General features: G+C 67.0%; 19 protein-coding genes, 1 other RNA gene and 2 pseudogenes. 10 read left to right on the top strand and 12 right to left on the bottom strand.

What is annotated here, in order from left to right:
• From BST40_RS10670 to BST40_RS10660, 3 genes and pseudogenes are all read left to right on the top strand, one after another.
• Positions 1 to 448: pseudogene (locus BST40_RS10670) on the top strand (hypothetical protein); the annotation flags it as partial.
• A 30-nt stretch (positions 449 to 478) separates the two neighbouring features.
• The gene (locus BST40_RS10665; protein WP_244174338.1) at positions 479 to 1,129 is read left to right on the top strand and encodes an RraA family protein; all 651 of its coding nucleotides are present in this window, start codon (positions 479 to 481) and stop codon (positions 1,127 to 1,129) included.
• Positions 1,129 to 2,805: an acetolactate synthase large subunit gene (locus BST40_RS10660; RefSeq protein WP_083154213.1), complete on the top strand. Its 1,677-nt coding sequence runs from the start codon at positions 1,129 to 1,131 to the stop codon at positions 2,803 to 2,805. Before BST40_RS10665 ends, BST40_RS10660 begins: the two co-directional genes overlap by 1 nt.
• A 22-nt stretch (positions 2,806 to 2,827) precedes the next feature.
• On the opposite strand, the gene BST40_RS10655 is transcribed toward BST40_RS10660, so the two are convergent.
• Entirely contained in the window at positions 2,828 to 3,205 is a 378-nt protein-coding gene (locus BST40_RS10655; protein ID WP_075545238.1) for a DUF1622 domain-containing protein, read from the bottom strand.
• 116 nt (positions 3,206 to 3,321) lie between these two features.
• Here BST40_RS10655 and lipB point away from each other — a divergent pair.
• From lipB to BST40_RS10640, 3 genes and pseudogenes are all read left to right on the top strand, one after another.
• A pseudogene (lipB, locus tag BST40_RS10650) lies at positions 3,322 to 4,015 on the top strand (lipoyl(octanoyl) transferase LipB).
• 10 nt (positions 4,016 to 4,025) lie between these two features.
• Positions 4,026 to 4,961 carry a lipoyl synthase gene (gene lipA, locus BST40_RS10645; protein ID WP_075545240.1) on the top strand — a complete coding sequence of 312 codons (936 nt, stop codon included), beginning with the start codon at positions 4,026 to 4,028 and terminating at the stop codon, positions 4,959 to 4,961.
• Positions 4,962 to 4,987: 26 nt separating this feature from the next.
• Complete coding sequence (locus BST40_RS10640) at positions 4,988 to 5,740, top strand: DUF4191 domain-containing protein (protein ID WP_075545241.1); 753 nt, start codon at positions 4,988 to 4,990, stop codon at positions 5,738 to 5,740.
• Between the two features lie 20 nt (positions 5,741 to 5,760).
• On the opposite strand, the gene BST40_RS10635 is transcribed toward BST40_RS10640, so the two are convergent.
• Complete coding sequence (locus tag BST40_RS10635; protein WP_075545242.1) at positions 5,761 to 6,180, bottom strand: RDD family protein; 420 nt, start codon at positions 6,178 to 6,180, stop codon at positions 5,761 to 5,763.
• Positions 6,181 to 6,420: 240 nt separating this feature from the next.
• Here BST40_RS10635 and glnA point away from each other — a divergent pair, with 240 nt between their 5' ends.
• On the top strand, positions 6,421 to 7,857 hold the full coding sequence (gene glnA / locus BST40_RS10630) for a type I glutamate--ammonia ligase (RefSeq protein ID WP_023364968.1): 1,437 nt from the start codon (positions 6,421 to 6,423) through the stop codon (positions 7,855 to 7,857).
• A 163-nt stretch (positions 7,858 to 8,020) separates the two neighbouring features.
• On the opposite strand, the gene BST40_RS10625 is transcribed toward glnA, so the two are convergent.
• The 8 genes from BST40_RS10625 to BST40_RS10590 form a co-directional block, all read right to left on the bottom strand.
• On the bottom strand, positions 8,021 to 8,881 hold the full coding sequence (locus BST40_RS10625) for a TIGR03619 family F420-dependent LLM class oxidoreductase (protein WP_075545243.1): 861 nt from the start codon (positions 8,879 to 8,881) through the stop codon (positions 8,021 to 8,023).
• Entirely contained in the window at positions 8,878 to 9,504 is a 627-nt protein-coding gene (locus BST40_RS10620; RefSeq protein ID WP_075545296.1) for a PaaI family thioesterase, read from the bottom strand. Before BST40_RS10620 ends, BST40_RS10625 begins: the two co-directional genes overlap by 4 nt.
• Positions 9,505 to 9,521: 17 nt before the next feature.
• Positions 9,522 to 12,503 carry a bifunctional [glutamine synthetase] adenylyltransferase/[glutamine synthetase]-adenylyl-L-tyrosine phosphorylase gene (locus BST40_RS10615; protein ID WP_075545244.1) on the bottom strand — a complete coding sequence of 994 codons (2,982 nt, stop codon included), beginning with the start codon at positions 12,501 to 12,503 and terminating at the stop codon, positions 9,522 to 9,524.
• Between the two features lie 54 nt (positions 12,504 to 12,557).
• The gene (locus BST40_RS10610) at positions 12,558 to 13,898 is read right to left on the bottom strand and encodes a glutamine synthetase family protein (protein WP_063470228.1); all 1,341 of its coding nucleotides are present in this window, start codon (positions 13,896 to 13,898) and stop codon (positions 12,558 to 12,560) included.
• Between the two features lie 71 nt (positions 13,899 to 13,969).
• Positions 13,970 to 15,529, bottom strand: coding sequence for an alpha/beta hydrolase (locus tag BST40_RS10605; RefSeq protein WP_089025090.1), 1,560 nt, complete (start codon positions 15,527 to 15,529; stop codon positions 13,970 to 13,972).
• 88 nt (positions 15,530 to 15,617) lie between these two features.
• Entirely contained in the window at positions 15,618 to 17,345 is a 1,728-nt protein-coding gene (ctaD, locus tag BST40_RS10600; RefSeq protein ID WP_075545245.1) for an aa3-type cytochrome oxidase subunit I, read from the bottom strand.
• A 317-nt stretch (positions 17,346 to 17,662) separates the two neighbouring features.
• The gene (locus BST40_RS10595; protein ID WP_075545246.1) at positions 17,663 to 19,219 is read right to left on the bottom strand and encodes an alpha/beta hydrolase; all 1,557 of its coding nucleotides are present in this window, start codon (positions 19,217 to 19,219) and stop codon (positions 17,663 to 17,665) included.
• Between the two features lie 59 nt (positions 19,220 to 19,278).
• A complete protein-coding gene (locus tag BST40_RS10590; protein ID WP_075545247.1) occupies positions 19,279 to 20,670 on the bottom strand; it encodes a WS/DGAT/MGAT family O-acyltransferase in 1,392 nt (463 codons plus the stop codon).
• A 136-nt stretch (positions 20,671 to 20,806) separates the two neighbouring features.
• Here BST40_RS10590 and panB point away from each other — a divergent pair, with 136 nt between their 5' ends.
• Entirely contained in the window at positions 20,807 to 21,661 is an 855-nt protein-coding gene (gene panB / locus BST40_RS10585; protein WP_075545298.1) for a 3-methyl-2-oxobutanoate hydroxymethyltransferase, read from the top strand.
• A 22-nt stretch (positions 21,662 to 21,683) separates the two neighbouring features.
• Here panB and BST40_RS10580 read toward each other — a convergent pair whose 3' ends face one another.
• On the bottom strand, positions 21,684 to 22,049 hold the full coding sequence (locus BST40_RS10580) for a heme-binding protein (RefSeq protein ID WP_075545299.1): 366 nt from the start codon (positions 22,047 to 22,049) through the stop codon (positions 21,684 to 21,686).
• A gap of 230 nt (positions 22,050 to 22,279) precedes the next feature.
• Here BST40_RS10580 and BST40_RS10575 point away from each other — a divergent pair, with 230 nt between their 5' ends.
• Entirely contained in the window at positions 22,280 to 23,869 is a 1,590-nt protein-coding gene (locus BST40_RS10575) for a CYTH and CHAD domain-containing protein (protein ID WP_083154211.1), read from the top strand.
• A 34-nt stretch (positions 23,870 to 23,903) separates the two neighbouring features.
• Here the strand turns inward: BST40_RS10575 and rnpB are convergent.
• An RNA gene (gene rnpB / locus BST40_RS10570) (RNase P RNA component class A) lies at positions 23,904 to 24,320 on the bottom strand.
• A gap of 122 nt (positions 24,321 to 24,442) precedes the next feature.
• On the opposite strand from rnpB, the gene BST40_RS10565 reads away from it, so the two are divergent.
• Positions 24,443 to 25,159, top strand: coding sequence for a 2OG-Fe(II) oxygenase (locus tag BST40_RS10565; RefSeq protein WP_083154209.1), 717 nt, complete (start codon positions 24,443 to 24,445; stop codon positions 25,157 to 25,159).
• Positions 25,160 to 25,247 lie beyond the last annotated feature (88 nt).

The raw sequence follows: 25,247 nt of genomic DNA, 5'->3' as shown, positions 1-25,247 counted from the left end.
CCCGTGCATTCAGCAGCCGCCCCGCCGGCCCCCGCCGGCAGCAGGTGCGCTGTTGACGAACTTCGACGAGATGCCGCCGCATGTCGCGCAAATGGTACGCATCGTGAATCTGATCGGAGCCCGCGCCCGAGGGCGCGAGCTACAGGTCAGCCTGCCCCGAAACCTTGCTCATTGGCCGGGCATGCTGGTGCTCTACTACACCGCCCTGCAACCCCTGCACGACAACGGCTCGCTGCTGGCCGCGATCGACGCGGTGATCGCCGACGGCAGACGACGCGGGCACGCCGTCAGCGGCGCGCTGGGGAACACCGACCTGCCGGACGCCGAAACCGCTACGGCCATCAGGGATTCATTGGCAAACCTGGTGCCCAACGCGATGGCACGGATGATCCCGGTGGTGAGCCTGCTACTTCGCTTGCTGCCTCGTGAAACCGACAATGCGCGCTAACAGAAGGGATTGGACGAAGTCATGCAACTCATGGAACTGGTAGCTGGTCTCGGCGTCGCCGACGTCGTCGACGCGATGATGATGACCCATCAACACCGTGCGCACCTCATCGAACTGCGCAGCCCCGACCCGGACCGCGTCCTCGTCGGCCCGGCGGTGACCATCTCTTTTCTGCCGGTGCGCAAGGACCTGATGGATCCGCAGAAGCACAGCCTCGGGCCGGCCATCTACCGCGCCATCGCCGAACATCAGGCCAAGGGTGCGGTCCTGGTGATGGCGTCCAATGGATACCGGCAGACCTCGCTCGGCGGCGGCACCAAGCTCAGCCGGGTTGAAAACTTGGGCATGGCAGGCATTCTCGCCGACGGCATGCTGCGCGACTTTGAGGAACTGAGCACCTACAACTTCGCGACGTACTGCCACGGCGAAACGGTGCGCGCCGGCGGCAATGAGATTAAGCCCTATCTGGCCGATGTTCCGGTGGCGGTCGGCGGGGTCACGGTGGTGCCCGGCGACGTGATCTTCGCCAAGGGGTCGACGGCCGTGGTCATCCCCGGCGCCGAGGCCGAGGCGATCCTGACCAAAGCGCGCCAGGTGATGCAGCAGATGGACCAGATGAAAGAGGGCCTGAAATCCGAAGACCCGCAAGCGGTGCTCAGCCACGGCAGCGGTGAGCTCTGATGCCGCCCTCGAATACCAGCGAGCAGATCGTCGAGGCACTCGCGGCCGAAGGCGTCGAGTATGTGTTCGGTATTCCCGGCGATGAGAACCTGCATTTCATGGAGGCGCTGCGCGAGGACGGGCGGATCACGTTCGTCCTGTTCCGCCACGAACAGGCCGCGGGTTTCGCGGCCGCGGCCTACGGCCGCCTGACCGGCAAGCTCGCTGTTGCCATGTCGACGCTCGGCGCCGGGGCGATGAACCTGACCACCCCGGTCGCCCACGCTTATCTGGCGGCCATGCCGATGCTGGTCATCACCGGCCAAAAAGCGGTGCGCGACAACCGCATGGGGCAATACCAGCTTGTCGACGTGGTCGATGTGATGCGCCCCATCACAAAGTTCGCGGCCAAGATCCCGTCCGGGCAGATGGCCGGCTCGCTGCTGCGGCAGGCGATGATGTCGGCGTTGGGCGGGCGTCAGGGGCCCGCGCACCTGGAACTGCCCGACGATGTAGCCCAGGAGACCGAGCTGGGCCCGCTGGTGCCGTGCCGGCACGGCGACATTCCGGTGGCCACTCAGGACAGCATCGCGGCCGCGGCCAAGCTGATCCAGAACGCGAGCCGGCCGCTGATCATGGTGGGCGGGGGCACCCGCGCCAACCGGCCCGCCGTCGCGGCGGCGGTGCGGGAATTGATCGCCACGACGCAGATCCCGTTCGTGGCGACGATGATGGGCAAGGGTGTGGCCAACGAGGACGACCCGAACTATCTGGGCTGTTCGATCATGCCCGGCGACTATCCGAACTGCGCCATCCAGTCCGCCGACGTCGTGCTCAACATCGGTCATGACGTGATGGAGAAGCCGACCATGATCATGGCACCCGACGACGGGCGCACCGTCATCCATCTCAATCCCTTTGCCGCACAAGGCGACAACTCGTACTTTCCGCAAGCGCAGGTGGTCGGCGAGATGGCCGACGCGCTGCGGCGGCTGACCGCGCAGCTCGCCCCAAACCCGGCGTGGGATCACGACGGCTTCCGCAACCTCGGAAAAGCCATGCAGGACAGCATCAAACGCTTGGCCGCCGACACTTCGTTCCCCGCCAAACAGGGATATCTGATCGCCACCCTGCGCGAGTTCATGGCCGACGGGGACATCCTCTCGCTCGACAACGGCATCCACATGATGTGGGCCACCCGAAACTTCAACGCCCGCCAGCCCAACACCATGTTGATCGATCATGCGCTGGGATCGATGGGGATCAGCCTGCCGGCCGCGATTGCCGCCAAACTTGTTCATCCCGAGCGCAAGGTGGTGGTGCTCACCGGCGACGGCGGTTTCGCGATGAACAGCCAAGACCTGGAAACGGCCGTCCGCCTCGGGCTCGATCTGATTGTCGTGGTGTTCAACGACAGCAGCCTGGCCATGATCGCGCTCAAGCAGATGGTCGACGGTTACCAGAGGTTCGGCGTGGATTTCGCCAACCCGGATTTCGTCGCGTACGCCCACAGCTACGGGGCCACCGGCCATCGGCTTGACGATCCCGCCAAGTTCCGCGCCATCCTCGATCAGGCCGCAGCGGCCGGCGGAGTGCACATCATCGATGCGCCCGTCGACCCACAACAGAACCTGGCGCTGATGATGGAGATGCGCTCGGTCGACTGCCAACAGGCGCTGTCCGGCGGCGGGCAGTAACCGCGGTACCGAGCCTCGTTTGCTAGGCGTCCTTGACCGGCTGGCCCGGCGAGGCCGCGGTCGTATGGTTCTGCTGCCAGGGCCACCGTCCGGTCATCTCCACAGTGAGCGAGAAGCTCAGGAAGGTCCGAATGGCCACGATGCCGGCCAGGGCGGCGACACTTTGCGCGTTGGGTTTGAGGGCAATCGTCTTGATGATGTCACCGGCCACCAGAAGCTCCAAGCCGACCAGGATGGAGCGCCCGAGCTGTACCCGAAACTCTCGGTATGCCTGGGCGGCGTTGCGCGGTGCTCGGCACAGGAACAGCACGATAGCGCCCACGGCGCCGATGATGATCACCGCGACACCCAGGCCGTCGATCGCCATGCCCACGCGGACAACGGTTTCGATGAAGCTCATTGCAGGCACACTATCTCGGCAGAGCGCCATTTCCCGGCATCCGACCGGCGGTTCGGCGCGCGTCGCCTCAGCGCGGCCTTCGAACCCGCGGGGTTGTCACGAGTAGCCTCGTCATCGTGGCTGGTTCTATTCGGTCGAGCCGGACCCCGATCGACATCCGTCAGCTGGGGACCATCGACTACCGGGATGCCTGGCAGGTGCAGCGAGAGCTCGCCGACACCCGGGTCGCCGGCGGACCGGACACGCTGCTGCTACTGGAACACCCGCCCGTCTACACGGCGGGCCGGCGCACCGAACCGCACGAACGTCCCATCAACGACTCCGCCGGCACCCCCGTACTTGACACCGACCGCGGCGGCAAGATCACCTGGCACGGCCCCGGACAGTTGGTCGGTTATCCGATCATCGGGCTGGCCGAACCGCTCGACGTGGTGAATTACGTTCGGCGCCTTGAAGAATCGCTGATCAAGGTATGCACCGACCTGGGTCTTGAGGCCGGCCGGGTCGACGGCCGGTCGGGGGTATGGCTGGCGGCCGACGCCGGGCGCCCGGCGCGAAAGATCGCCGCCATCGGGGTGCGGGTTTCGCGTGCGACCACCCTGCACGGCTTCGCGCTCAACTGTGACTGCGATTTGGGCGCCTTCACCGCCATCGTGCCGTGCGGCATCACCGACGCGGGCGTGACGTCGCTGACCGCCGAGCTCGGACGCCCGGTAACCGTCGACGATGTGAGATCGGCCGTCGCCGAGGCCGTCTGCGACGCTCTGGACGGTGTCCTGCCCGTCGGTGAACATCCCGTCGCACGCGTAGCATCAGCGATGTGACTGTCGCACCCGAGGGCCGGCGCCTATTGCGCCTGGAGGTGCGCAACGCGAAAACCCCGATCGAGCGCAAACCGCCGTGGATCCGTGTCCGGGCCCGGATGGGCCCGGAATACACCGAGCTGAAAAGCCTGGTGCGGCGTGAGGGCCTGCACACCGTCTGCGAGGAGGCGGGCTGCCCGAACATCTTCGAATGCTGGGAGGACCGCGAAGCGACCTTCCTGATCGGCGGCGACCAGTGCACCCGTCGCTGCGACTTCTGCCAGATCGACACCGGTAAGCCCGCCACCCTGGATCGTGACGAGCCACGACGGGTCGCCGAGAGTGTGCACACCATGGGATTGCGGTATGCGACCGTCACCGGGGTGGCCCGCGACGATCTGCCCGACGGCGGCGCCTGGCTGTATGCGCAAACGGTGCGGGCTATCAAGGAGCTCAATCCGCAGACCGGCGTCGAGCTGTTGATCCCCGACTTCAACGGCGAGCCCGCCCGCCTCGCGGAGGTGTTCGCGTCCCGTCCAGAGGTGTTGGCGCACAACGTCGAAACCGTGCCCCGCATCTTCAAACGGATCCGTCCCGCGTTCAGCTACCGGCGCAGCCTGGATGTGCTCACCGCAGCCCGCGACGCCGGCCTGGTCACCAAGAGCAACCTCATCCTCGGCCTGGGTGAAACCCCCGACGAGGTGCGGACCGCCCTGGCCGATCTGCACGGCGCCGGCTGCGACATCGTCACCATCACCCAATATCTGCGGCCGTCGCCGCGCCACCACCCGGTCGAGCGGTGGGTCAGGCCCGAGGAATTCGTCGAGTACGCGCGGTACGCCGAGGGGCTGGGCTTCGCCGGGGTATTGGCCGGGCCGCTGGTGCGTTCGTCCTACCGGGCGGGCCGGCTCTACCGGCAGGCCCGCAGCCCGGCAGCCTCGGACTCCGGTTAGCCGCCGCGTACGTATTCTTGAGGACTATGGCAAAACCCCGAAACGCCGCTGAGAACAAGGCCGCCAAAGCCGCGGCAAGTGCTGCGCGCAAGGCCGCCGCCCGGCAGCGCCGCGCTCAGCTGTGGCAGGCGTTCAACATGCAGCGCAAAGAGGACAAGCGCCTGCTGCCGTACATGATCGGCGCGTTGGTGCTGATCGTCGGTGTGTCGGTGGGCGTCGGGGTGTGGGCCGGCGGCTTGACCATGATCACGCTGATCGTCTTCGGCGTGGTGCTGGGCGCGCTGGTGGCGTTCATCATTTTCGGCCGCCGCGCTCAGCGCAGCATCTACCGGCAAGCCGAAGGTCAAACCGGCGCCGCGGCCTGGGTGCTGGACAACCTGCGGGGCAAGTGGCGGGTCACCCCGGGCGTGGCCACCACCGGGCACTTCGACGCGGTGCATCGGGTGATCGGCCGGCCGGGTGTCATCCTGGTCGGCGAGGGATCGGCGGGCCGCGTCAAACCACTGCTGGCCCAGGAGAAGAAGCGCACCGCACGCCTGGTCGGGGATGTGCCGATCTACGACATCGTCATCGGCAACGGCGACGGCGAGGTGTCGTTGGCCAAGTTGGAACGCCACCTCACCAAACTTCCGGCCAACATCACCGTCAAGCAGATGGACACCCTGGAATCGCGTCTGGCCGCCCTGGGTTCCCGCGCCGGTGCCGGCGCCCTGCCGAAGGGCCCGTTACCCAACGCCGGCAAGATGCGCGGCGTCCAGCGCACCGTGCGCCGCAAATAGCCGCGCATAGCGCCGAGCCGTCAGCGCCGTACCACGGCCGTGCCGGTCAGCCGGTCGTGTAACCCTCGCCCATCCGAGTCGGTGAACAGCGGCGGGATCACCAACGCGATCAGCAGGCCCCGCACCACCAACCGGCCGACCCCCACCGGCAGCCGGCCATCTACCGTCACGACCACCAGACCCAGTAGCAACTGGCCAGGGGTAAATCCGAACAGGCGCACCGCAATGACACCCAGCAGCAGCCAGATGACCAGCACCATCGACGACAGCATCGGCTGGGACCAGGCGCCGACGCCCAGGCCAAGCAGCGCCAGTCCGTAAGCCGCCAGCCAGTCGATGCACAGCGCGCCGAGCCGGCGCCCCATCGGCGCCAGCGAACCCGGACCGGTCCGCGGAAAACCGAGCGTCTTACCGGGATATCCGGTGGATTCCGCCGTCATCGGCCCGGTCCGATCGGCCGACTCCGTTTTACGCGAAGCCGACCGCAGGATGGGCCGGATGGCTTGATCGGCTCACCGGTTACCATCGTGCGGGCCATGGCCCCACAATAGGACCCGGACATGCACCGGGGAGCGTTGGTCGGCGTATGGTCACGTAACGTCTGCGCAACACGGGGTTGACTGGCGGGCAATAACTCCTCCATACCGTCGGCCGCGAATCACCTAGTAAAGGAGCACTCTGTGACGGATAAGACGCCCGACGACGTCTTCAAAATTGTCAAGGACGAGGGCGTCGAGTTTGTCGACGTCCGGTTTTGTGACCTGCCCGGCACCATGCAGCACTTCACGATTCCGGTTTCGTTCTTCGACGAGAGCGTGTTCGAAGACGGCTTGGCTTTTGACGGCTCGTCGATCCGCGGGTTCCAGTCGATTCATGAATCAGACATGCTGCTGCTTCCCGACCCGGTAACGGCGCGCATCGACGCGTTCCGGGCGGCCAAGACGCTGAACCTCAACTTCTTCGTGCACGACCCATTCACCCTCGAGCCGTACTCGCGCGACCCCCGCAACGTCGCCCGCAAGGCCGAGAACTACTTGATCAGCACCGGCATCGCCGACACCGCCTATTTCGGCGCCGAGGCCGAGTTCTACATCTTCGACTCGGTGAGCTTCGATTCGCGCACCAACGGCTCCTTCTACGAAGTGGACGCAATCGCCGGGTGGTGGAACACCGGCGCACCCAACGAGGCCGACGGCAGCCCCAACCGCGGCTACAAGGTCCGCCCCAAGGGCGGCTACTTCCCGGTGGCGCCCGTCGATCACTACGTCGACCTGCGCGACACGATGCTGCGCAATCTGATCAACGCCGGCTTCAGCCTGGAGAAGGGCCACCACGAGGTGGGCACCGGCGGGCAGGCCGAGATCAACTACAAGTTCAACACGCTGCTGCACGCGGCCGACGACCTGCAGCTGTACAAGTACATCGTCAAGAACACCGCGTGGCAGGCGGGTAAGACCGTCACGTTTATGCCCAAGCCGCTGTTCGGTGACAACGGCTCCGGCATGCACACCCACCAGTCGCTGTGGAAAGACGGCAGCCCGCTGATGTACGACGAGACCGGGTACGCCGGTCTGTCGGACACGGCCCGTCATTACATCGGCGGTCTGCTGCATCATGCGCCGTCCCTGCTGGCCTTCACCAACCCGACGGTCAACTCCTACAAGCGGCTGGTGCCCGGTTATGAGGCGCCGATCAACCTGGTGTACAGCCAGCGCAACCGGTCGGCGTGCGTGCGGATCCCGATCACCGGCAGCAACCCGAAGGCCAAGCGGCTGGAGTTCCGGTGCCCCGACTCGTCAGGCAACCCGTACCTGGCGTTCTCGGCCATGCTGATGGCCGGTCTCGACGGCATCAAGAACAAGATCGAGCCGCAGGCTCCGGTGGACAAGGACCTCTACGAACTGCCGCCGGAGGAGGCCGCGAACATCCCGCAGGCGCCCACCCAGCTGTCCGCGGTGATCGACCGGCTGGAGGCCGACCACGAATACCTCACCGAGGGCGGCGTTTTCACGCCCGACCTGATCGAGACGTGGATCAGCTTCAAGCGCGAGAACGAGATCGAGCCGGTCAACGTCCGGCCGCACCCGTACGAGTTCGCCCTTTATTACGACGTGTAGAGACGTGTAACCCCGGGTACAGCAGCCCGCTTGGCGATAACCTCATCGATCGCCAAGCGGGCTGTCTGTGTTTGGCACGCCGAAACATGAGTCACTGCGGGCGATTTCGGCAACTGGTCAAATGTCGCGGCGAGGTGGGATGGCAGCGCAGTCTTAGCCGGTCTCAGCCGTCCAGCGCCAGGTCCTTGCGGAATCGCCGCATGGCGTCCACCTTTTCGGCCAGGCCGGCAGCCGGCCCGGTGTAGAACATCCACGGCATGGTGAGGATCCCGGTGATTCCCGCCTCCTCGGCCCGCCGATAGTCGGCGGCGGTGAACGCGTCGGTGAGTGGTGTGAGAATGGTGAAATCTTTTACTGGCAGGCCATTTTCGACGCGCAACTCGTGTAGCCGGCCAGCTGCCTCGATCGCGCGGTCGGTCTTGATCAAGTCCCCGATCCAGCCGTCGTAACGGGCGGCGCGGCGCAACGCGATGTCGCTGAGCCCACCGACATAGACCGGTATCGGCGGGGGCGTCGGCTGCATCTCCAGCCGCGGAGTTCGATAGAACCGGCCGTCGAATTCCGTCCAGCCCGGCTTCCACAGTTCCCGCATCAGCGCGAGCATCTCGTCGGTGCGTTGTCCGCGGGCCGCGAACTGCTCCCCCATCAGGGTGAACTCCTCTTCGCACCAGCCGGCCCCGACGCCCAGCTCCACCCGGCCGGAAGCCAAAAAGGCCGCGGTGCCAATGGCTTTGGCCGCCGAGTAGGGGTTTCGCATGGCCGGAATGTAGACCGTGGTGACGAACTTCAGCCGTCGCGTGACCTGCGCGAGCGCGCCGACGAGGACCCACGGATCGGGCCAGTCGGTGAACGGCGGCCAGCGTCGTTGCCCGTCCTTGGTGTAGGGATACGGGGTGGTCAGGGTTTCCAGGTTGACGACATGGTCCGGGATACCGATGCCGTCGTAGCCCAGATCGTCGGCGGCTTTGGCGATCTCGATGATCTCCGCGGATTTCAGGAAGGCGGTGCTGATGTAGAACTTCATTCGGCCTCTCGTGCCCACGCCGGTTTGACGAAGATCCCCTCGGCTTCCACGGTGACGCCGGCATCGTCGGAAATGAAGCCGCGCGCAAAGGCTTTCACTCCTTCGGTACGGTCTATCCAGGCTTCGGAACGCAGCCGTCCCAGCGGCGTGCCGCGCAGGTACTTCACCGTGATGGTGCCGGTGAACAACGGCTGGGTCAGCCCTTGACTGGCCGCCTCGCCCAGCATGTGGTCCAGCACTAGGGCACACACCCCGCCGTGCGCCAAACCAGGCGGCCCCTCGTAGGCCGCGCCCAGCGCGAACTCGCTGCAGCACCGTCCCTCGGCGTCGTGGTGAACAACCAGCGGCGGTGCGATCGGATTGCACTGGCCCACGGCGGCGTTGCCCACTGGGACGGGCCGCCCGTCGAGCCGGTAACTGATACCTGACGGGCGGATCCGTTGACTGCGCAACGACCGCGTGACCGCTTCGATCGCGGTGCGCGCCCGCGCGATGACGTCGTCGTCGGCCTGGGTGCGGATGGTGGCGTCGATGAGGTCACGAACGGCAGCGGCCAACGGCGCATAGGTCGCGGTGACACGATCGTGCTCCGCGTCGCTCAATACCTTGAACGCGGCGTCCAACTCCAACCGTCCTCCCCCTAACTTCCGAACACCTTGCGCACGACCGCTTTTGCGCGCCGTGTCACCCGCAGATAGTTGTCCAGGAATTCGCCACCGTCGTCGTTGCGCCAGCCGGCGGCCACCGCGACCGCATTGAGCTGACGTCCCGGTCCGGGTAGCTGATCGGTGGGCTTGCCCCGGACCAGTACCAACGCGTTGCGGGCCCGGGTAGCGGTCAGCCATGCCTGCCGCAGCAGCTGCACCTCGTCTTCGGGGACCAGCCCGGCCTCGGCGATCGCGTCCAGGGATTCCAGCGTGGAGGTGTTGTGCAGGGCCGGAACCTCATGAGCATGGCGCAGCTGCAGCAGCTGCACCGTCCACTCGATGTCGGTCAGTCCGCCGCGGCCCAGCTTGGTGTGGGTGTTGGGGTCGGCGCCGCGGGGCAACCGCTCGGACTCGATGCGCACCTTGATTCGGCGGATCTCGCGCACCGCCTCGGCGGACACACCGTCGAGCGGATACCGCGTCCGGTCCGCCATCAGCAGGAACCGCCGACCCAACTCCGCGTCGCCGGCCACCGAATGTGCGCGTAGCAGCGCCTGGATCTCCCACGGCTGCGCCCACTGCGCGTAGTACGCCTCATAGGAGGCCAGAGTGCGCACCAGCGGGCCGTTGCGGCCCTCGGGCCGCAGGTTGGCATCGACCTCCAGCGGCGGGTCGACGCTGGGTGTGCCCAACTGCGTTCGCACCTGCTCGGCGACCGATGTCGACCACTTGACGGCGTGAGCGTCACTGAAACCGCTGGCCGGCTCGCACACGAACATCACGTCGGCATCCGACCCGTAGCCCAGCTCGGCACCGCCCAGCCTGCCCATGCCGATGACGGCGATGGCCGCCGGGGCGTGGCCGTCCTCGGGCAGGTTGGCCCTGATGGTCGCGTCCAGCGCGGACTGCAGCACCGCCACCCACACCGAGGTAAGCGCCCGGCACACGTCGGTGACTTCGAGCATGCCCAGCAGATCCGCCGAACCGATGCGGGCCAGCTCCCGGCGGCGAAGGGTGCGTGCGGCGGCGATGGCGCGCGCCGGGTCGGCATAGCGCCCGGCCGAGGCGATCAGTGCCCGGGCCACTGCCGCGGGTTCGGTCTCGAGCAGCTTGGGTCCGGTCGGGCTGTCGGTGTAGTTCTGAATCACCTCGGGCGCGCGCATCAACAGATCCGGCACGTAGGCAGAGGTGCCCAGCACATGCATCAGCCGCTTGCCCACCGTGGGCTTGTCACGCAGGGTCGCCAGATACCAACTCTGCGTGGCCAGCGCCTCGCTGAGTCGCCGGTACGCCAAGAGACCGCGGTCAGGGTCCGGGGCATACGACAACCAGTCCAGCAGCCGGGGCAACAGCACCGACTGCACCCGGCCGCGGCGACCGCTCAGGTTTACCAGCGCCGCCATGTGCTTCAGCGCGGTCTGCGGGCCCTCGTAGCCCAGTGCCGCCAGCTGCCGCTCGGCGGCTTCGGACGTCATGCCGCGGCCGGCGATCTCCAGCCCGGCCGGGCCGATCGATTCCAGCAGCGGCTGATAGAAGAGCTTGGTGTGCAACCGGGACACCCGCACGTTCTGGTGCTTGAGCTCCTCGCGCAACACCCCTGCGGCGTCGTGTCGTCCGTCGGGCCGGATGTGTGCCGCCCGCGCCAGCCAACGCACCGCCTCGTCGTCGTCGGCCGGGGGCAGCAGGTGAGTGCGCTTGAGCCGCTGCAGCTGCAGTCGATGCTCGAGTAGCCGCAGGAACTCGTAGGAGGCGATCATGTTTGCCGCGTCCTCGCGCCCGATGTAGCCACCTTCGCCCAACGCCGACAGCGCGTCGACGGTGGAGGCAACGTGCAGTGACTCGTCGCTGCGGCCGTGCACGAGCTGCAGCAGTTGCGCGGCGAACTCCACGTCGCGCAGGCCGCCACTGCCGAGCTTGAGCTCGCGGCCGCGGATATCGGCCGGCACCAACTGCTCCACTCGACGGCGCATGGCCTGCACCTCGACCACGAAATCCGCACGCTCGCAGGCTGTCCACACCATCGGCATCAGCGCTTCCAGGTAGCGCTTGCCGAGTTCGGGGTCGCCGACCGCCGCTCGGGCTTTCAGCAGCGCCTGAAATTCCCAGGTCTTGGCCCAGCGCTGGTAGTAGGCGATGTGCGATTCGACCGTGCGGACCAGCTCCCCGCTGCGGCCCTCCGGCCGCAGCCCGGCGTCCACCTGAAAGAACGCCGACGACGCGACCCGCATCATCTCGCCGGCGACGCGGATGGTGACCGGGTCGGCCCGCTCACCGACGAAGATGACGTCGACGTCGCTGACGTAGTTCAGTTCGCGCGCACCGCATTTGCCCATCGCGATGACCGCCAGCCGCGGCGGAGTGCCCGCACCGCACACCGTTTTCTCGGCCACCCGTAGCGCTGCGGCCAGCGCCGCGTCGGCGATATCGGCCAAGTGGGCAGCCACCACGGTGAACGGCAACACCGGCTCGTCTTCGACGGTGGCGGCCAGGTCCAGCGCGGCCAGGATCAGCAGGTGATCCCGGTACAGGGCGCGCAGCCGGTGCACCACCGAGGCCGGCGCATCCGACGATTCCTCGACACACGCGAGGAACGATTGCCGCATCCGGTCGCGAGCCGGCAGCGCGATCTTGCCACTGAGCAGCTTCCAGGACTGTGGGTGCGCGACCAGATGGTCCCCCAGCGTCAGCGAGGAACCCAGCACCGCGAAGAGCCGTCCGCGCAGGCTGCGTTCGGTGAGGAGAGCCGCGTTCAGCTCTTCCCAGCCGGTGTCGGGTTTTTCGGCCAGCCGCACCAGCGTTCGCAGTGCGGCGTCGGCATCCGGTGCCCGCGACAGCGACCACAGCAGGTCGACGTGGGCCTGGTCGTCGTCGTCGGTCCAACCCAGCTGTGTCAGATGGGCGCAGGCATGGGGGTCGACCAATCCGAGACGGCCGACGCTGGGCAGCTTGGGTCGCTGCGTCGCGGGCTTCGTCACGACCTCGACGGTAGCGCAAGCCGGCGCGGTAGCGGCACGAGCGGCCGCGTTGGGCTACAGCGACAGGTAGGTGCGCAGTTCGTAGGGCGTGACGTGGCTGCGGTAGGTCGCCCATTCGCGGCGTTTGTTGCGCAGGAAGAAGTCAAACACGTGCTCCCCCAAGGCCTCCGCGACGAGTTCGGAGGCCTCCATGGCACGCAGCGCGCTGTCCAGGCTGGACGGCAACTCCCGGTAGCCCATGGTGCGGCGTTCCTCGGGGGTGAGGTCCCAGACGTTGTCCTCGGCCTGCGGGCCCAGAACGTAGCCCTTCTCCACGCCCCGCAGTCCGGCGGCCAGCAGCACCGCGAACGTCAGGTAGGGGTTACAGGCCGAGTCGGGGCTGCGCACCTCGATGCGCCGCGACGAGGTTTTGTGCGGGGTGTACATCGGCACCCGCACCAGTGCCGAGCGGTTGGCCGCGCCCCACGACGCGGCGGTGGGCGCCTCACCGCCCTGCACCAGCCGCTTGTAGGAGTTGACCCATTGATTGGTCACCGCGCTGATCTCCGAGGCGTGCTCGAGGATTCCGGCGATGAACGACTTGCCGACGTCCGACAGTTGCAGCGGATCGTCGGGGCTATGGAAGGCGTTGACGTCGCCCTCGAACAGACTCATGTGGGTATGCATCGCCGAACCCGGATGCTGCCCGAACGGTTTGGGCATGAACGTGGCCCGCACACCTTCTTCCAGCGCGACTTCTTTGATGACGTAGCGGAAGGTCATTACGTTGTCGGCCATCGACAACGCGTCGGCGAAGCGCAGATCGATCTCCTGCTGGCCGGGCGCGCCCTCGTGGTGACTGAACTCCACCGAGATGCCCATGAACTCCAGCGCCTCGATCGCATGCCGGCGGAACTTGGAGGCCGATTCGTGCACCGCCTGGTCGAAGTAACCGGCGTTGTCGATCGGAACGGGCTCCGTCCCGTCTTCGGGACCGGGCTTGAGCAGGAAGAACTCGATTTCGGGATGCACGTAGCAGGAAAAGCCGAGTTCGTTGGCCTTGGTCAGCTGCCGGCGCAGCACATGCCGGGGATCAGCCCACGACGGTGAGCCGTCCGGCATGGTGATATCGCAGAAGATCCGCGCCGAGTGGTGGTGGCCGGAGCCCGTCGTCCACGGCAGCACCTGGAAGGTCGACGGATCCGGGTTGGCCACGGTGTCGGATTCCGACACCCGGGCGAAGCCCTCGATCGAGGACCCGTCGAAGCCGATGCCCTCCTCGAAGGCGCCTTCGAGTTCGGCAGGGGCGATGGCGACCGACTTGAGGAAGCCGAGCACGTCGGTGAACCAGAGCCGAACAAAGCGGATGTCGCGTTCTTCGAGCGTGCGCAGGACGAATTCCTTTTGCCGATCCATAACTGGAACCCTATGCAAGCTCTGTTAATACCGTGTTACCAATGCCCGGCCAGACACGTTGCCAAGCCGGCTCAGGACCCGCAGCGAAGATTGGCCGGCGGCAATGTCAGTTCGACGAAGTAGCGCACCACCGCGGTGTCCACACAGTCGTTGCCGTCGAACACCGCCGTGTGCTGGGTGCCGTCGTAGGTGATCAGCGCGGCGCCCAGCTGCCGGGCCAGGTCTACCCCGGCCTGATAGGGGGTGGCCGGGTCGTGGGTGGTGGAGACCACCACGACCTTGCCCGGCGCAGCGGGTGCGGCGGCGTGTGGTGTTGAGGTCGCCGGTACCGGCCACAGCGCACACAGATCGCGCGGCGCGAAGCCGGTGAACTGCCCGTAGCTGAGGAACGGCGCGGCCTGGCGGAACTGCTGATCGGCCGACACCCACGACGCGGCGTCCGTCGGCGCCGGCGCGTCGACACAGCGAATCGCGTTGAACGCGTCCTGGTCGTTGTCGTAGTGGCCGTCGCGGTCGCGGCCGTAGTAGTCGTCGGCAAGCACCAGCAGGTCGCCGGCATCGGTGCCGCGCAGCAGCCCCAGCAGGCCACTGGTCAGGTACTTCCAGTGCTGCGGGGTGTAGAGCGCGTTGATGGTGCCGGTGGTGGCGTCGGCATAGCTCAGGCCCCGCGGATCCGTTGTCTTGCCCGGGCTGGCGGCCAGCGGGTCGACCAGCGCGTGGTAGCGATTGACCCACTGGGTCGGGTCGGTGCCCAGCGGGCAGGCCGTCGAGCGCGCACAGTCCGCGGCGTAGTCGTTGAAAGCGGTTTGAAATCCGGCCAGCTGCTTGACGTTTTCCTCGATCGGGCCGATGGTCGGGTCGATCGCGCCGTCGAGCACCATCGCCCGGACGTGGGCGCCGAACCGCTCGAGGTAGGCGGTGCCCAGCTCGGTGCCGTAGCTGTACCCGAGGTAGTTGATCTGGTCGTCACCCAGGGCCTGGCGGATCAGGTCCATGTCGCGCGCCGCCGACGCGGTCCCGACGTTGGCCAGGAACCCGGGGCCCATCCGGTCGGCACAGTGCTGCGCCAGCTCTCGGTACACCTGCTCGATGTGGGCCACACCGGCCTGGCTGTAATCGACCATCGGGTCGCGCCGGTAGGTGTCGAACTCGGCGTCGGTACGGCACCGCAGGGCCGGTGTCGAGTGGCCGACCCCTCGGGGGTCGAAGCCCACCAGGTCGAAGTGACGGGCGATGTCGGTGTCCTTCAGTTCGGGCGCCATCCCGGCGACCATGTCGACCGCGGACGCCCCGGGCCCGCCGGGGTTGAGCAGCAACGACCCGATCCGCTGCCCGGTCGCGGGAACCCGGATCACCGCCAGCGTGGCCTGCGCGGCGCCGGGATGGTCGTAGTCGACCGGGACCGACACCGTCGTACAGCGGGCCGTCGGAATGTCGCCGGAGTCGGGGAGGAAGGCGGAACACGAGCCCCAGTTCTGCTGCTGCGCCGCGGCCGCGGGCGTTACCGGGCCTTGGGTCTGACCGGTGTCGGCCTCGGGGGTCGCGCCGGCCGACGGTAGTTGACCGCCGAGCACGAGTCCGAATGACAGCAGCGCCGAGCTGAACGGTCTCAGACGCGACATGGCCAGCATCGTCTCACCCACGGATACCTGTCGCAGCGCGAACTGGTCACGCCTTGATCTCGTATCGGCGTGGTGCGCGGTGGGTGTGCGGCGGCCCTCAGCCGGCGCCGACGGTCGCCGCTTCCGCCACTTCTTCGTGTCGGCCGACGTGGGCTTCGGCGCGCATGCGTTTCACCATGTGCGGGTAGTGCAGCTCGAAAGCCGGCCGCTCCGAACGGATTCGGGGCAGTTCGGTAAAGTTGTGCCGCGGCGGCGGGCAGCTGGTGGCCCATTCCAGCGAGTTGCCGTGGCCCCAGGGGTCGTCGACCAACACCGGTTCGCCGAAGCGCCAACTCCTGAATACGTTCCACGCGAACGGCAGCACCGAGATGCCGAGGATGAATGCCCCCACCGTGGAGACCACGTTCAGCGTTTGGTAGCCGTCGGTGGGCAGGTAGTCCGCGTAGCGGCGGGGCATCCCGGCATTGCCCAGCCAGTGCTGGACCAGGAACGTGGTGTGAAAGCCGATGAACGTCAGCCAGAAATGCAGCTTGCCCAGCCGCTCGTCGAGCAGCCGTCCGGTCATCTTCGGGAACCAGAAGTAGACGCCGGCGTAGGTGGCGAAGACGATGGTGCCGAACAGGGTGTAATGGAAGTGCGCCACCACGAAGTAGCTGTCGCTGACGTGGAAGTCCAGCGGCGGGCTGGCCAGCATCACGCCGGTCAAGCCGCCGGCCAGGAAGGTGACCAGGAACCCGAACGAGAAGAGCATCGGCGTCTCGAAGGTCAACTGGCCCCGCCACATGGTGCCGATCCAGTTGAAGAATTTGAGGCCGGTGGGGACCGCGATCAGGAACGTCATGAAGGAGAAGAACGGCAGCAGCACCGCGCCGGTGACGAACATGTGATGGGCCCACACCGCCACCGACAGCGCCGCGATGGACAGGGTCGCATAGACCAGCGTGGTGTAGCCGAAAATCGGCTTGCGGGCAAACACCGGGATCACCTCGGAGATGATGCCGAAGAACGGCAGCGCGATCACGTACACCTCGGGATGCCCGAAGAACCAAAACAGGTGCTGGAACAGGATCACCCCGCCGTTGGCCGCGTCGTAGATGTGGGCACCGAGGTGGCGGTCGGCGGCCAAGCCGAACAGCGCGGCGGTCAACAGCGGGAAGATCATCAGCACCAGCACGCTGGTGACCATGATGTTCCAGGTGAAGATCGGCATCCGGAACATCGTCATGCCCGGTGCGCGCATGCACACCACGGTGGTGAGCATGTTAACCCCGCCCAGGATGGTGCCCAGACCACCCACACCCAGGCCCAGGATCCACAGGTCGCCACCGGGGCCGGGACTGTGGATCGCGTTGGACAGCGGGGTGTAGGCCGTCCAGCCGAAGTCGGCCGGGCCGCCCGGGACGATGAAGCCGCTCAGCGCGATCAGCGCGCCGAAGATGAACAGCCAGAACGACAGCGCGTTGAGTCGCGGGAAGGCCACGTCGGGGGCGCCGATCTGCAGGGGCAGCACCAGGTTGGCGAAGCCGAAGACGACGGGGGTGGCGTAGAACAGCAACATCGCGGTGCCGTGCATGGTGAACAACTGGTTGTACTGCTCGTTGGACAGGAATTGCAGCCCGGGTGCGGCGAGTTCGCCGCGGATCAGCAACGCCATCAGCCCGCCGATGAAAAAGAAGATGTAGCAGGCGACCATGTACATGATGCCGATCATCTTGTGGTCGGTGGTGGTGATGATCTTGTAGAGCAAGTTGCCCTTCGGCCCGACCCGGGCCGGAAACGGCCGGCGGGGCTGAAGGTCTTGGGCGGGCGGCGCTTCAGTGGTCATGGGTTGACTCCAGGGGGTCTCATGATCCGAGCGGCATCGGAGCAGCGTCGTAACGGCATTCGGACAAGCCGCCCAAGTATTCCGGCGCGCCACCGCCGCGCCCTAGGGCCAAACGTCCCTAGTTTCCGCGGGAACTTTGTGGTGAGACTCGCCAATTCGCCGGGGGTCGGTTGTCCTGTTAAGGGGTCGGTTGTCCTGTTAAGAGGCCGGCGTCCGCCCGACACACGCGTCGAGATCGACGCCGGCGCAATCCCCCAGGCTCGACGAAGCTACGGGGGTGCCCACCTACTCTTAGTCGCCGAGTTCGCCCGCCGGCGTCAGCATTTCGCGCCGCTCGGCGGGGTTGTCCCGCCGATCAGGTAAGCCGTGACGTAGTCGTCGACGCAGCTGTCACCCTGGAAGACCACGGTGTGCTGGGTTCCGTTGAACGTCAGCAGCGAGCCGTGCAGCTGGTTTGCCAGTTCAACTCCGGCTTTATAGGGCGTGGCCGGGTCATGGGTGGTCGACACCACGACCGTTGGCACCAGGCCCGGCGCCGAGACCGCGTGCGGCTTGCTGGTCGGCGGCACCGGCCAGAATGCGCAGGTGCCCAGTGGCGCGTCGCCGGTGAACTTGCCGTAGCTCATGAACGGCGCGAGCTCGCGGGAGCGGCGGTCCTCGTCGATGATCTTGGCGCGGTCGGTAATCGGCGGCTGGTCAACGCAATTGATGGCCACCCGCGCGTCCGTGGCGTTGGTGTAATGGCCGTGCGAGTCGCGGCGCATGTACATGTCGGCCAGCGCGAGCAGGGTGTCGCCGCGGTGGTCGGCCAGCTCCGAAAGGCCGTCGGTCAGGTGACTCCACAGATTCGGCGAGTAGAGCGCCATGATGGTGCCCACGATCGCGTCGCTGTAGCTGAGTCCCCGCGGGTCGTTGGTGCGCGCCGGCCTGCTCACCTGCAGGTTGTTGGGGTCGACCAGCGGGTCGACCAGGCTGTGATAGACGTCGACGGCCTTGGCCGGGTCGTTGCCCAACGGGCAGCTACCGTCCTTGGCGCAGTCGGCGGCGTAGTCGTTGAAGGCGTCCTGAAATCCCTTGGCCTGACGCAGATCCGCCTCGATGGGATCGGCGTTGGGGTCGACCGCGCCGTCAAGGATCATCGAGCGCACCCGCTGGGGGTAGGCCTCGGCGTAGGCGGAGCCGATCCGGGTGCCGTACGAGTAGCCGAGGTAGGTCAGTTTGTCGTCGCCCAGTGCCGCGCGGATGGCATCGAGGTCCTTGGCGACATTGACCGTCCCGACGTTCGCCAGGAACTCCTTGCCCATCTTGGCGACGCAGCGGCTGACGAATTGCCTGGTTTCCTCTTCAATGCGGGCCACCCCCGCGGGGCTGTAGTCGACCTGCGGTTCCGCCCGTAGCCGGTCGTTGTCGGCGTCGGAGTTGCACCACAGTGCCGGACGCGAGGACGCCACGCCACGCGGGTCGAAGCCGACGAGGTCGAACCGTTCATGGACCCGCTTCGGCAACGACTGGAAAACGCCCAGCGCTGCCTCGATACCTGATTCGCCCGGACCACCGGGGTTGATGACCAGCGAACCGATCTTGTCCCCCGTAGCCGGGAATCGAATGAGGGCCAGGGCCGCGATGTCACCGTCGGGATGGCCGTAGTCGACCGGCACGGCGAGCTTGCCGCACAGCGCGCCGCCGGGAATCTTCACCGCCGGATTGGAGCTGCGGCACGGCGTCCACTGCACGGGCTGTCCCAGCTTCGGCTCGGCCATCCGAGCGCGCCCGCCGACCACGCGGATGCAGCCCGCGAGAACCAACGCCACGGTGGCGAGCGCGGTCCAGATCAGCAACATGCGCGCGAACTTTTCGCGGCGAGACAGGCACATGGCAACCTATGGTGCCAGAGCCGGCCGAAGATGCTGGCTAACGACCGTCGTGGGACAAATCACCCGACGGCCGCCAGCAGTTCTTCCATGGCGATAGCAAACTCGTCGGCCATTTCCCACAAGTCTGGCAGCAGTTCCGGACACGAGACGAGACCGATGTCCAACTTGCCGTTGAGCGACATGACCGTGATATTGAGACCGGAGCCGTGAAAGATCGGCCCCAATGGGTACATCGACTTGACCTGGCAACCCAGCAGGTACAACGGAACCTGGGGCCCCGGCACATTGGAGACCACCAGGTTGTGCACCGGCAGGCTCTCGGTCAGCCGGGTCTTGGCGTAGACGCGCATCGCCACTCCGAAAACGGCCGGCGCGGCGAACTGTGACCAATCCTGCAACAGCGTCGCGCCGATGGCCGAACTATGGCCCTTGGCAGCCGAATTCGCTTGGGCGATGGCCCGCAGACGCTCCACCGGGTCGGCGATTTCGGTGTGCAGGCTGGAGAACATCGCCGAAACCTGGTTACGACCGGGACGATCGGACTTGCCGTGCACCGACACGGGCACCGACGCCACCAGCGACGAGTCGGGCAGGGCGTTGCGTTCGGCGAGATATTGCCGCAGCACCCCGGAAACCAGCGCCATCACCAGATCGTTCACCTTGACGCCGAAGTGGTTTTTCACCGTCTTGATGTCCTCGAGGTCCAGTTCGGCGTAGGCGATGGTGCGGCGGCCGCTGATGCTGGCGTTGAACACGGTGCGCGGCGCGGCGAACGGGCGTGCCATGGTCAGGCCGTCGCGGGCCCGCAACACCGTGGAGACCACCGAGGACACCGTCTGCGGCATCACGTTGGCCAGCTGTAACGGTCGCGCCGCGAACCTGACCAGGCCGCCGGCGGCGATCTGCCAGCCGCTGCCGCCGCCGACTCCGTCCACCGGATCCGGCGCGGGCGCGTCGGCTTCGGTGGTACACAGCTGCGACATCAGGTTGGCGCCGGTCACGCCGTCCACGGCGGCGTGGTGCACCTTGGTCATGATCCCGATGCGGCCCCGGTGATGGCAATCGGTACCTGCCACGCCTTCGACGACCCACATCTCCCACAGCGGCCGGCGGCGATCCAAGGGCAGCGACGCGATATGTCCGCAGATCTCCGAGAGTTCCGCCCGGCCGCCCGGTGACGGCAAACCGATGCGGTGCACATGGCGATCGATGTGGAAGTCGTCGTCGTCGACCCAGACCGGATGGTCGAGGTTCAACGGGCTGCTGGCGAGCTTCTCCCGGAACTCCGGCAGCGCTTTGACGCGAAGCGACAATGCCTCGCGCAGCCGGTCGAAGGTGTAGCCGCCCGGCATCGTCGAGGTGTCCAAGTCCATGATCGAGCACACGTGCATCGGCTGGGACGAGGTTTCCAGGTACAAGAAGCTGGCGTCGAGGCCACTGAGCCGCTGCATCCGCCGATGGTAAGCCGATTCACGGGGTCCCACAGTGTATCTACGCCGAAGAGATGGCAGACTGTGAGTGTCAAGACGAACCCGGGGACCCGAGCTGGGCCACGAGGATCGACCCGACCAACACCTAGGGACAATGATGTCTGAGCAGAATATCTACGGCGCCGGCCCGTCGACGCCCGCCGACCCGGCCGCGCCACGAACCAAGATCCGCACCCACCACCTGCAGAAATGGAAGGCCGAAGGCCACAAGTGGGCCATGCTCACGGCCTACGACTACTCGACCGCGAGGGTCTTCGACGACGCCGGCATTCCGGTGCTGCTGATCGGCGATTCGGCCGCTAACGTCGTCTACGGCTACGACACCACGGTGCCGATCTCGGTCGACGAGCTGATCCCGCTGGTCCGCGGCGTCGCGCGGGGCGCCCCGCACGCACTGGTGGTCGCCGACCTGCCGTTCGGCAGCTACGAGGCCGGACCCACCGCCGCGCTGGCCGCGGCCACCCGGTTCATGAAGGAAGGCGGCGCGCACGCGGTCAAGCTGGAAGGCGGCGAGCGGGTGGCCGGGCAGATCGCCTGCCTGAGCGCGGCGGGCATCCCGGTGATGGCCCACATCGGCTTCACCCCGCAAAGCGTCAATACTCTGGGCGGGTTCCGGGTGCAGGGCCGCGGCGACGCCGCCGAGCAGACCGTGGCGGATGCGATCGCCGTCGCCGAAGCCGGAGCGTTCGCGGTGGTGATGGAGATGGTGCCGGCCGAGCTGGCCACCCAGATCACCGGCAAGCTGACCATTCCGACGGTCGGAATCGGAGCCGGGCCCAACTGCGACGGCCAGGTCCTGGTCTGGCAGGACATGGCCGGTCTCAGCGGCGGCAAGGCCGCCCGCTTCGTCAAGCGCTACGCCGACATTGCGGGCGAATTACGCCGCGCTGCAAGGCAATACGCCGACGAGGTGGCCGGCGGGGCCTTCCCCGCCGAGGAGCACTGCTTCTAGGTCTTCTCGATGTTCTGGGTCGTCACTGGCACCGGTTCCGGAAGTCGGTCAGCGGCTGGCGAATGCCCTGCAGGTCGGCATGAACCGCCGGGTTGGCATCCATGTACTGCTGCAGCTGGTCACGGATATCCTCGCGGGGCTGACCCTTGAGGCTGGTGAAGTAGTCGTTGACGTCTGGATGGGTGAACAGATAGGCGGAGGTCGCCGCCGCCACCCCCGCCGAAACCCCGGCCAGGTCGGCTGCCGTGCAATTCGGCGGTGGCGGCGCGGGGTCGCCCGGATCCGCCCAGGCCGACCCGATGCCGCCCAACAGCATCGCGGCGCTGATCGCACCGGCGCCCAGCCCGCCGGCGACCACGCCGGACTGGGCACAACCCAACAACAACATCGACAACTCCTTCGTCAGGGATCCGAAGGGGATCCGATCGGCCTCCCACAGCCGAGCCGCCGCGGTGGCCCGCACCGCAAACGATAAGTGGTTCCGGCGACACGCATCGACCAACATGCCGTATCAGCCGGACCCGAGGCTGGGCCGGGCGGCCAACCCCGGGTGTGGCACTCTCTATGAGGCCTATCCACGATGTACGACCGCGGCGACGCGCTGTCACCGGAGGCGAAATGCCCGTACCTGCGCCGAAGATGGCGCGTCAGCTGGAGGTCGAGCGCAAGTTCGACGTCGTCGAGTCGACGGTGTCGCCGTCGTTTGACGGCATTGCGGCCGTGGCCCGGGTCGAGAAGAAGCCGCCCCAGGAGCTCGACGCGGTGTACTTCGACACCCCCGCACAGGATCTGGCCCGCAACCGGATCACCCTGCGACGCCGGACCGGCGGCCCCGACGCCGGTTGGCACCTGAAGTTGCCGGCCGGGCCGGACACCCGAACCGAGATCCATGCCCCGATCACCGGTGAGGACGCCGTGCCGGCGGAATTGCTGGATGTGGTGCTGGCGATCGTCCGTGACCGTCCCGTCGAGCCGGTCGCGCGGATCACCACCAGGCGGGAAAGCCAGTTTCTCTACGCCGCCGACGGCACCGCGTTGGCCGAATTCTGCAACGACCACGTCACCGCGTGGTCGGCCGGACAAGCCGACGACTCCGATGCCGGGCCCGCCGAACAGCAGTGGCGGGAATGGGAACTCGAGCTCATCGACGCGATCGGAGCCGCCGGTGACGAGCTGCTCAACCGGCTCAGTAACCGGTTGCTGGACGCCGGGGCCGCCCCCGCCGGGCACGGCTCCAAGCTGGCCCGGGTGCTGGGCCGGACGTCACCGTCGGCGCGCGGCCCGGCGCCGGTGGATCCGGTCCACCGGGCGGTGGATCCGGTCCACCGGGCGGTGGCCCAGCACGTGGAAGAGCTGCTGACGTGGGATCGCGCGGTGCGCGCCGACGTCGACGACTCGGTGCACCAGATGCGGGTGACCACCCGCAAGATCCGCAGCCTGCTGCGGGAGGCCCCGGATTCGTTCGGATTGGCCGACGGCGCGTGGGTTCTCGACGAACTGCGTGAGCTCGCCGGTGTTTTGGGGGTGGCGCGTGACGCCGAGGTGCTCGCCGAGCGCTATCAACGCGAACTGGACGGGCTGGACCCGGAGCTGGTGCGCGGGCCGGTGCGCGACCGCCTCGTCGAGGGTGCCCGTCGGCGATATCAGACGGGATGGCGACGGTCGCTGATCGCGATGCGCTCGAAGCGATACTTCCGGCTATTGGACGCTCTCGACGCGATGGTGGCCGAATACCCCGTGACCACACTCGGACCGGGGCCCGAGCCGGCCCCGCCCACCATCGACGCGGCCTACCGCCGCGTCAAGAAAGCCGCCAACGCCGCCAAGGCGGCGCGGGCCGCCCACGCGGCAGGCGAAGCGCCCGAGCAGGCCGAGGACGGCGCGGCCGCAGTAATCCACCCCAACGAGGCCCTGCACCGAATCCGCAAGCGCGCCAAGCGATTACGCTATACCGCGGCGGCTACCGGAGCCAACGGGGTGGCCCAGCAGGCAAAGGCCGTCCAGACGTTGCTCGGAGATCATCAAGACAGTGTCGTCAGCCGGGAACATCTGCTCGAACAGACCGCAGCCGCGCATGCCGCGGGTGAGGACACCTTCACCTACGGGCTGCTCTATCAGCAGGAAAGCGATCTTGCCGAAAGCTGCCGGGCACAGCTCGGTGCGGCGCTGCGCAAACTCGACAAAGCGGTGCGCAAAGCACGACCTTGAGCCGCGCGAGGCAAATCCCGGTGGGGCGCGAGCGCGGGCGAGTTGGCCTGTAAGCCGGATTCTGTTCCCTGCCGCCGCGGCTGAACCAACGGCGGCACGGCGGCGACCATCCATCTGGACACACCGTCACCGGGTGCCTCAAGCGGCCTACCCGCAGACTCGGGCGAGCAACCCTCGAGCGTCTGCGCGGCCGCACCTTGGTGCGGCCTTCTTGGCCTTGCTTCGGGTGGGGTTTGCCTAGCCACCCCGGTCACCCGGGATGCTGGTGCGCTCTTACCGCACCGTTTCACCCTTACCACCGCGAGGATGGCGGTTTGTTTTCTGTGGCACTTTCCCGCGAGTTACCTCGGATTGCCGTTAGCAATCACCCTGCTCTGTGAAGTCCGGACTTTCCTCGACTCGGCGCCGATCCTTGCGAACCAACTCGAGCCGCGGCCGCCCGGCCAACTCGTCCGCGACCAACACCGTACCTCCTGCGCATATTCCAAGGCCAGCGTGCGTTTGGCCGCCGCGAGCAATATCGTTTCGATATCGTCTGCCCCGGCAGCATGAGACGACGGGAGGTGCGGATCGATGTCGTCGACCAGGTGGCAAACCCGCGCCGACTCCGGCGACTGGGACGCCATCGCCGTACAGCTCAGCGCCCACGGCGGCGCTTTGCTACCCAGGCTGGTCACGGCCACCGAGGCGGCGCGCCTCCGCAGGCTGTATACCCAGGACGACCTGTTCCGCAAGACCGTCGACATGGAGCGCCACCGCTATGGCGCCGGCGAATACCGCTACTTTCGACGGCCCTACCCGGAGCCTCTCGAGCAGCTCAAGCACGCCTTGTATCCGCGGCTGCTGACCATCGCCCGGGACTGGTGGGCCAAACTGGGCAGGGACAGCCCCTGGCCGGACACCTTGGACGAATGGCTGCAGATGTGCCATGCCGCCGGCCAGACCAAGCCCACCGCGCTGCTGTTGCGATATCGCACCGGGGATTGGAACGCCCTGCACCGCGATCTCTACGGCGACTTGGTGTTTCCGCTTCAGGTGGTGATCAACCTCAGCGACCCCGCCACTGATTACACCGGCGGCGAGTTCCTCCTGGTCGAGCAGCGGTACCGAGCCCAATCACGCGGCACCGCAACGCAATTGCCGCAAGGGTATGGGTACGCATTCACCACTCGGGACCGCCCGGTTCCCTCGGCTCGCGGGTGGTCGGCCGCACCGGTACGACACGGTATCTCGGTGGTGCATTCGGGGGAACGCTACGCGTTGGGTCTGATTTTCCACGACGCCGCCTGAACCGCCGGTTCAGCCGACCGCGGGCGCGGCGCGGCGTGATCAGCCGCGTCAACACAGTTTTGAATTTTTCTTCAGAACCACTTGACTG

The organism is Mycobacterium persicum, assembly GCF_002086675.1.
GTDB lineage: Bacteria > Actinomycetota > Actinomycetes > Mycobacteriales > Mycobacteriaceae > Mycobacterium > Mycobacterium persicum.
This window is presented reverse-complemented; position numbering and strand designations above follow the sequence as displayed.

What these genes read in the sequence shown, in the direction of transcription:
- BST40_RS10665 (WP_244174338.1), top strand. Translation starts at nt 479, where the DNA reads ATGGAACTGGTAGCTGGTCTCGGCGTCGCCGACGTCGTCGACGCGATG.
- BST40_RS10660 (WP_083154213.1), top strand. Translation starts at nt 1,129, where the DNA reads ATGCCGCCCTCGAATACCAGCGAGCAGATCGTCGAGGCACTCGCGGCC.
- BST40_RS10655 (WP_075545238.1), bottom strand. Translation starts at nt 3,205, where the DNA reads ATGAGCTTCATCGAAACCGTTGTCCGCGTGGGCATGGCGATCGACGGC.
- BST40_RS10640 (WP_075545241.1), top strand. Translation starts at nt 4,988, where the DNA reads ATGGCAAAACCCCGAAACGCCGCTGAGAACAAGGCCGCCAAAGCCGCG.
- BST40_RS10635 (WP_075545242.1), bottom strand. Translation starts at nt 6,180, where the DNA reads ATGACGGCGGAATCCACCGGATATCCCGGTAAGACGCTCGGTTTTCCG.
- BST40_RS10625 (WP_075545243.1), bottom strand. Translation starts at nt 8,881, where the DNA reads ATGAAGTTCTACATCAGCACCGCCTTCCTGAAATCCGCGGAGATCATC.
- BST40_RS10610 (WP_063470228.1), bottom strand. Translation starts at nt 13,898, where the DNA reads ATGGATCGGCAAAAGGAATTCGTCCTGCGCACGCTCGAAGAACGCGAC.
- BST40_RS10605 (WP_089025090.1), bottom strand. Translation starts at nt 15,529, where the DNA reads ATGCTGGCCATGTCGCGTCTGAGACCGTTCAGCTCGGCGCTGCTGTCA.
- ctaD (WP_075545245.1), bottom strand. Translation starts at nt 17,345, where the DNA reads ATGACCACTGAAGCGCCGCCCGCCCAAGACCTTCAGCCCCGCCGGCCG.
- BST40_RS10595 (WP_075545246.1), bottom strand. Translation starts at nt 19,219, where the DNA reads ATGTGCCTGTCTCGCCGCGAAAAGTTCGCGCGCATGTTGCTGATCTGG.
- BST40_RS10590 (WP_075545247.1), bottom strand. Translation starts at nt 20,670, where the DNA reads ATGCAGCGGCTCAGTGGCCTCGACGCCAGCTTCTTGTACCTGGAAACC.
- panB (WP_075545298.1), top strand. Translation starts at nt 20,807, where the DNA reads ATGTCTGAGCAGAATATCTACGGCGCCGGCCCGTCGACGCCCGCCGAC.
- BST40_RS10580 (WP_075545299.1), bottom strand. Translation starts at nt 22,049, where the DNA reads ATGTTGTTGTTGGGTTGTGCCCAGTCCGGCGTGGTCGCCGGCGGGCTG.
- BST40_RS10575 (WP_083154211.1), top strand. Translation starts at nt 22,280, where the DNA reads ATGCCCGTACCTGCGCCGAAGATGGCGCGTCAGCTGGAGGTCGAGCGC.
- BST40_RS10565 (WP_083154209.1), top strand. Translation starts at nt 24,443, where the DNA reads ATGTCGTCGACCAGGTGGCAAACCCGCGCCGACTCCGGCGACTGGGAC.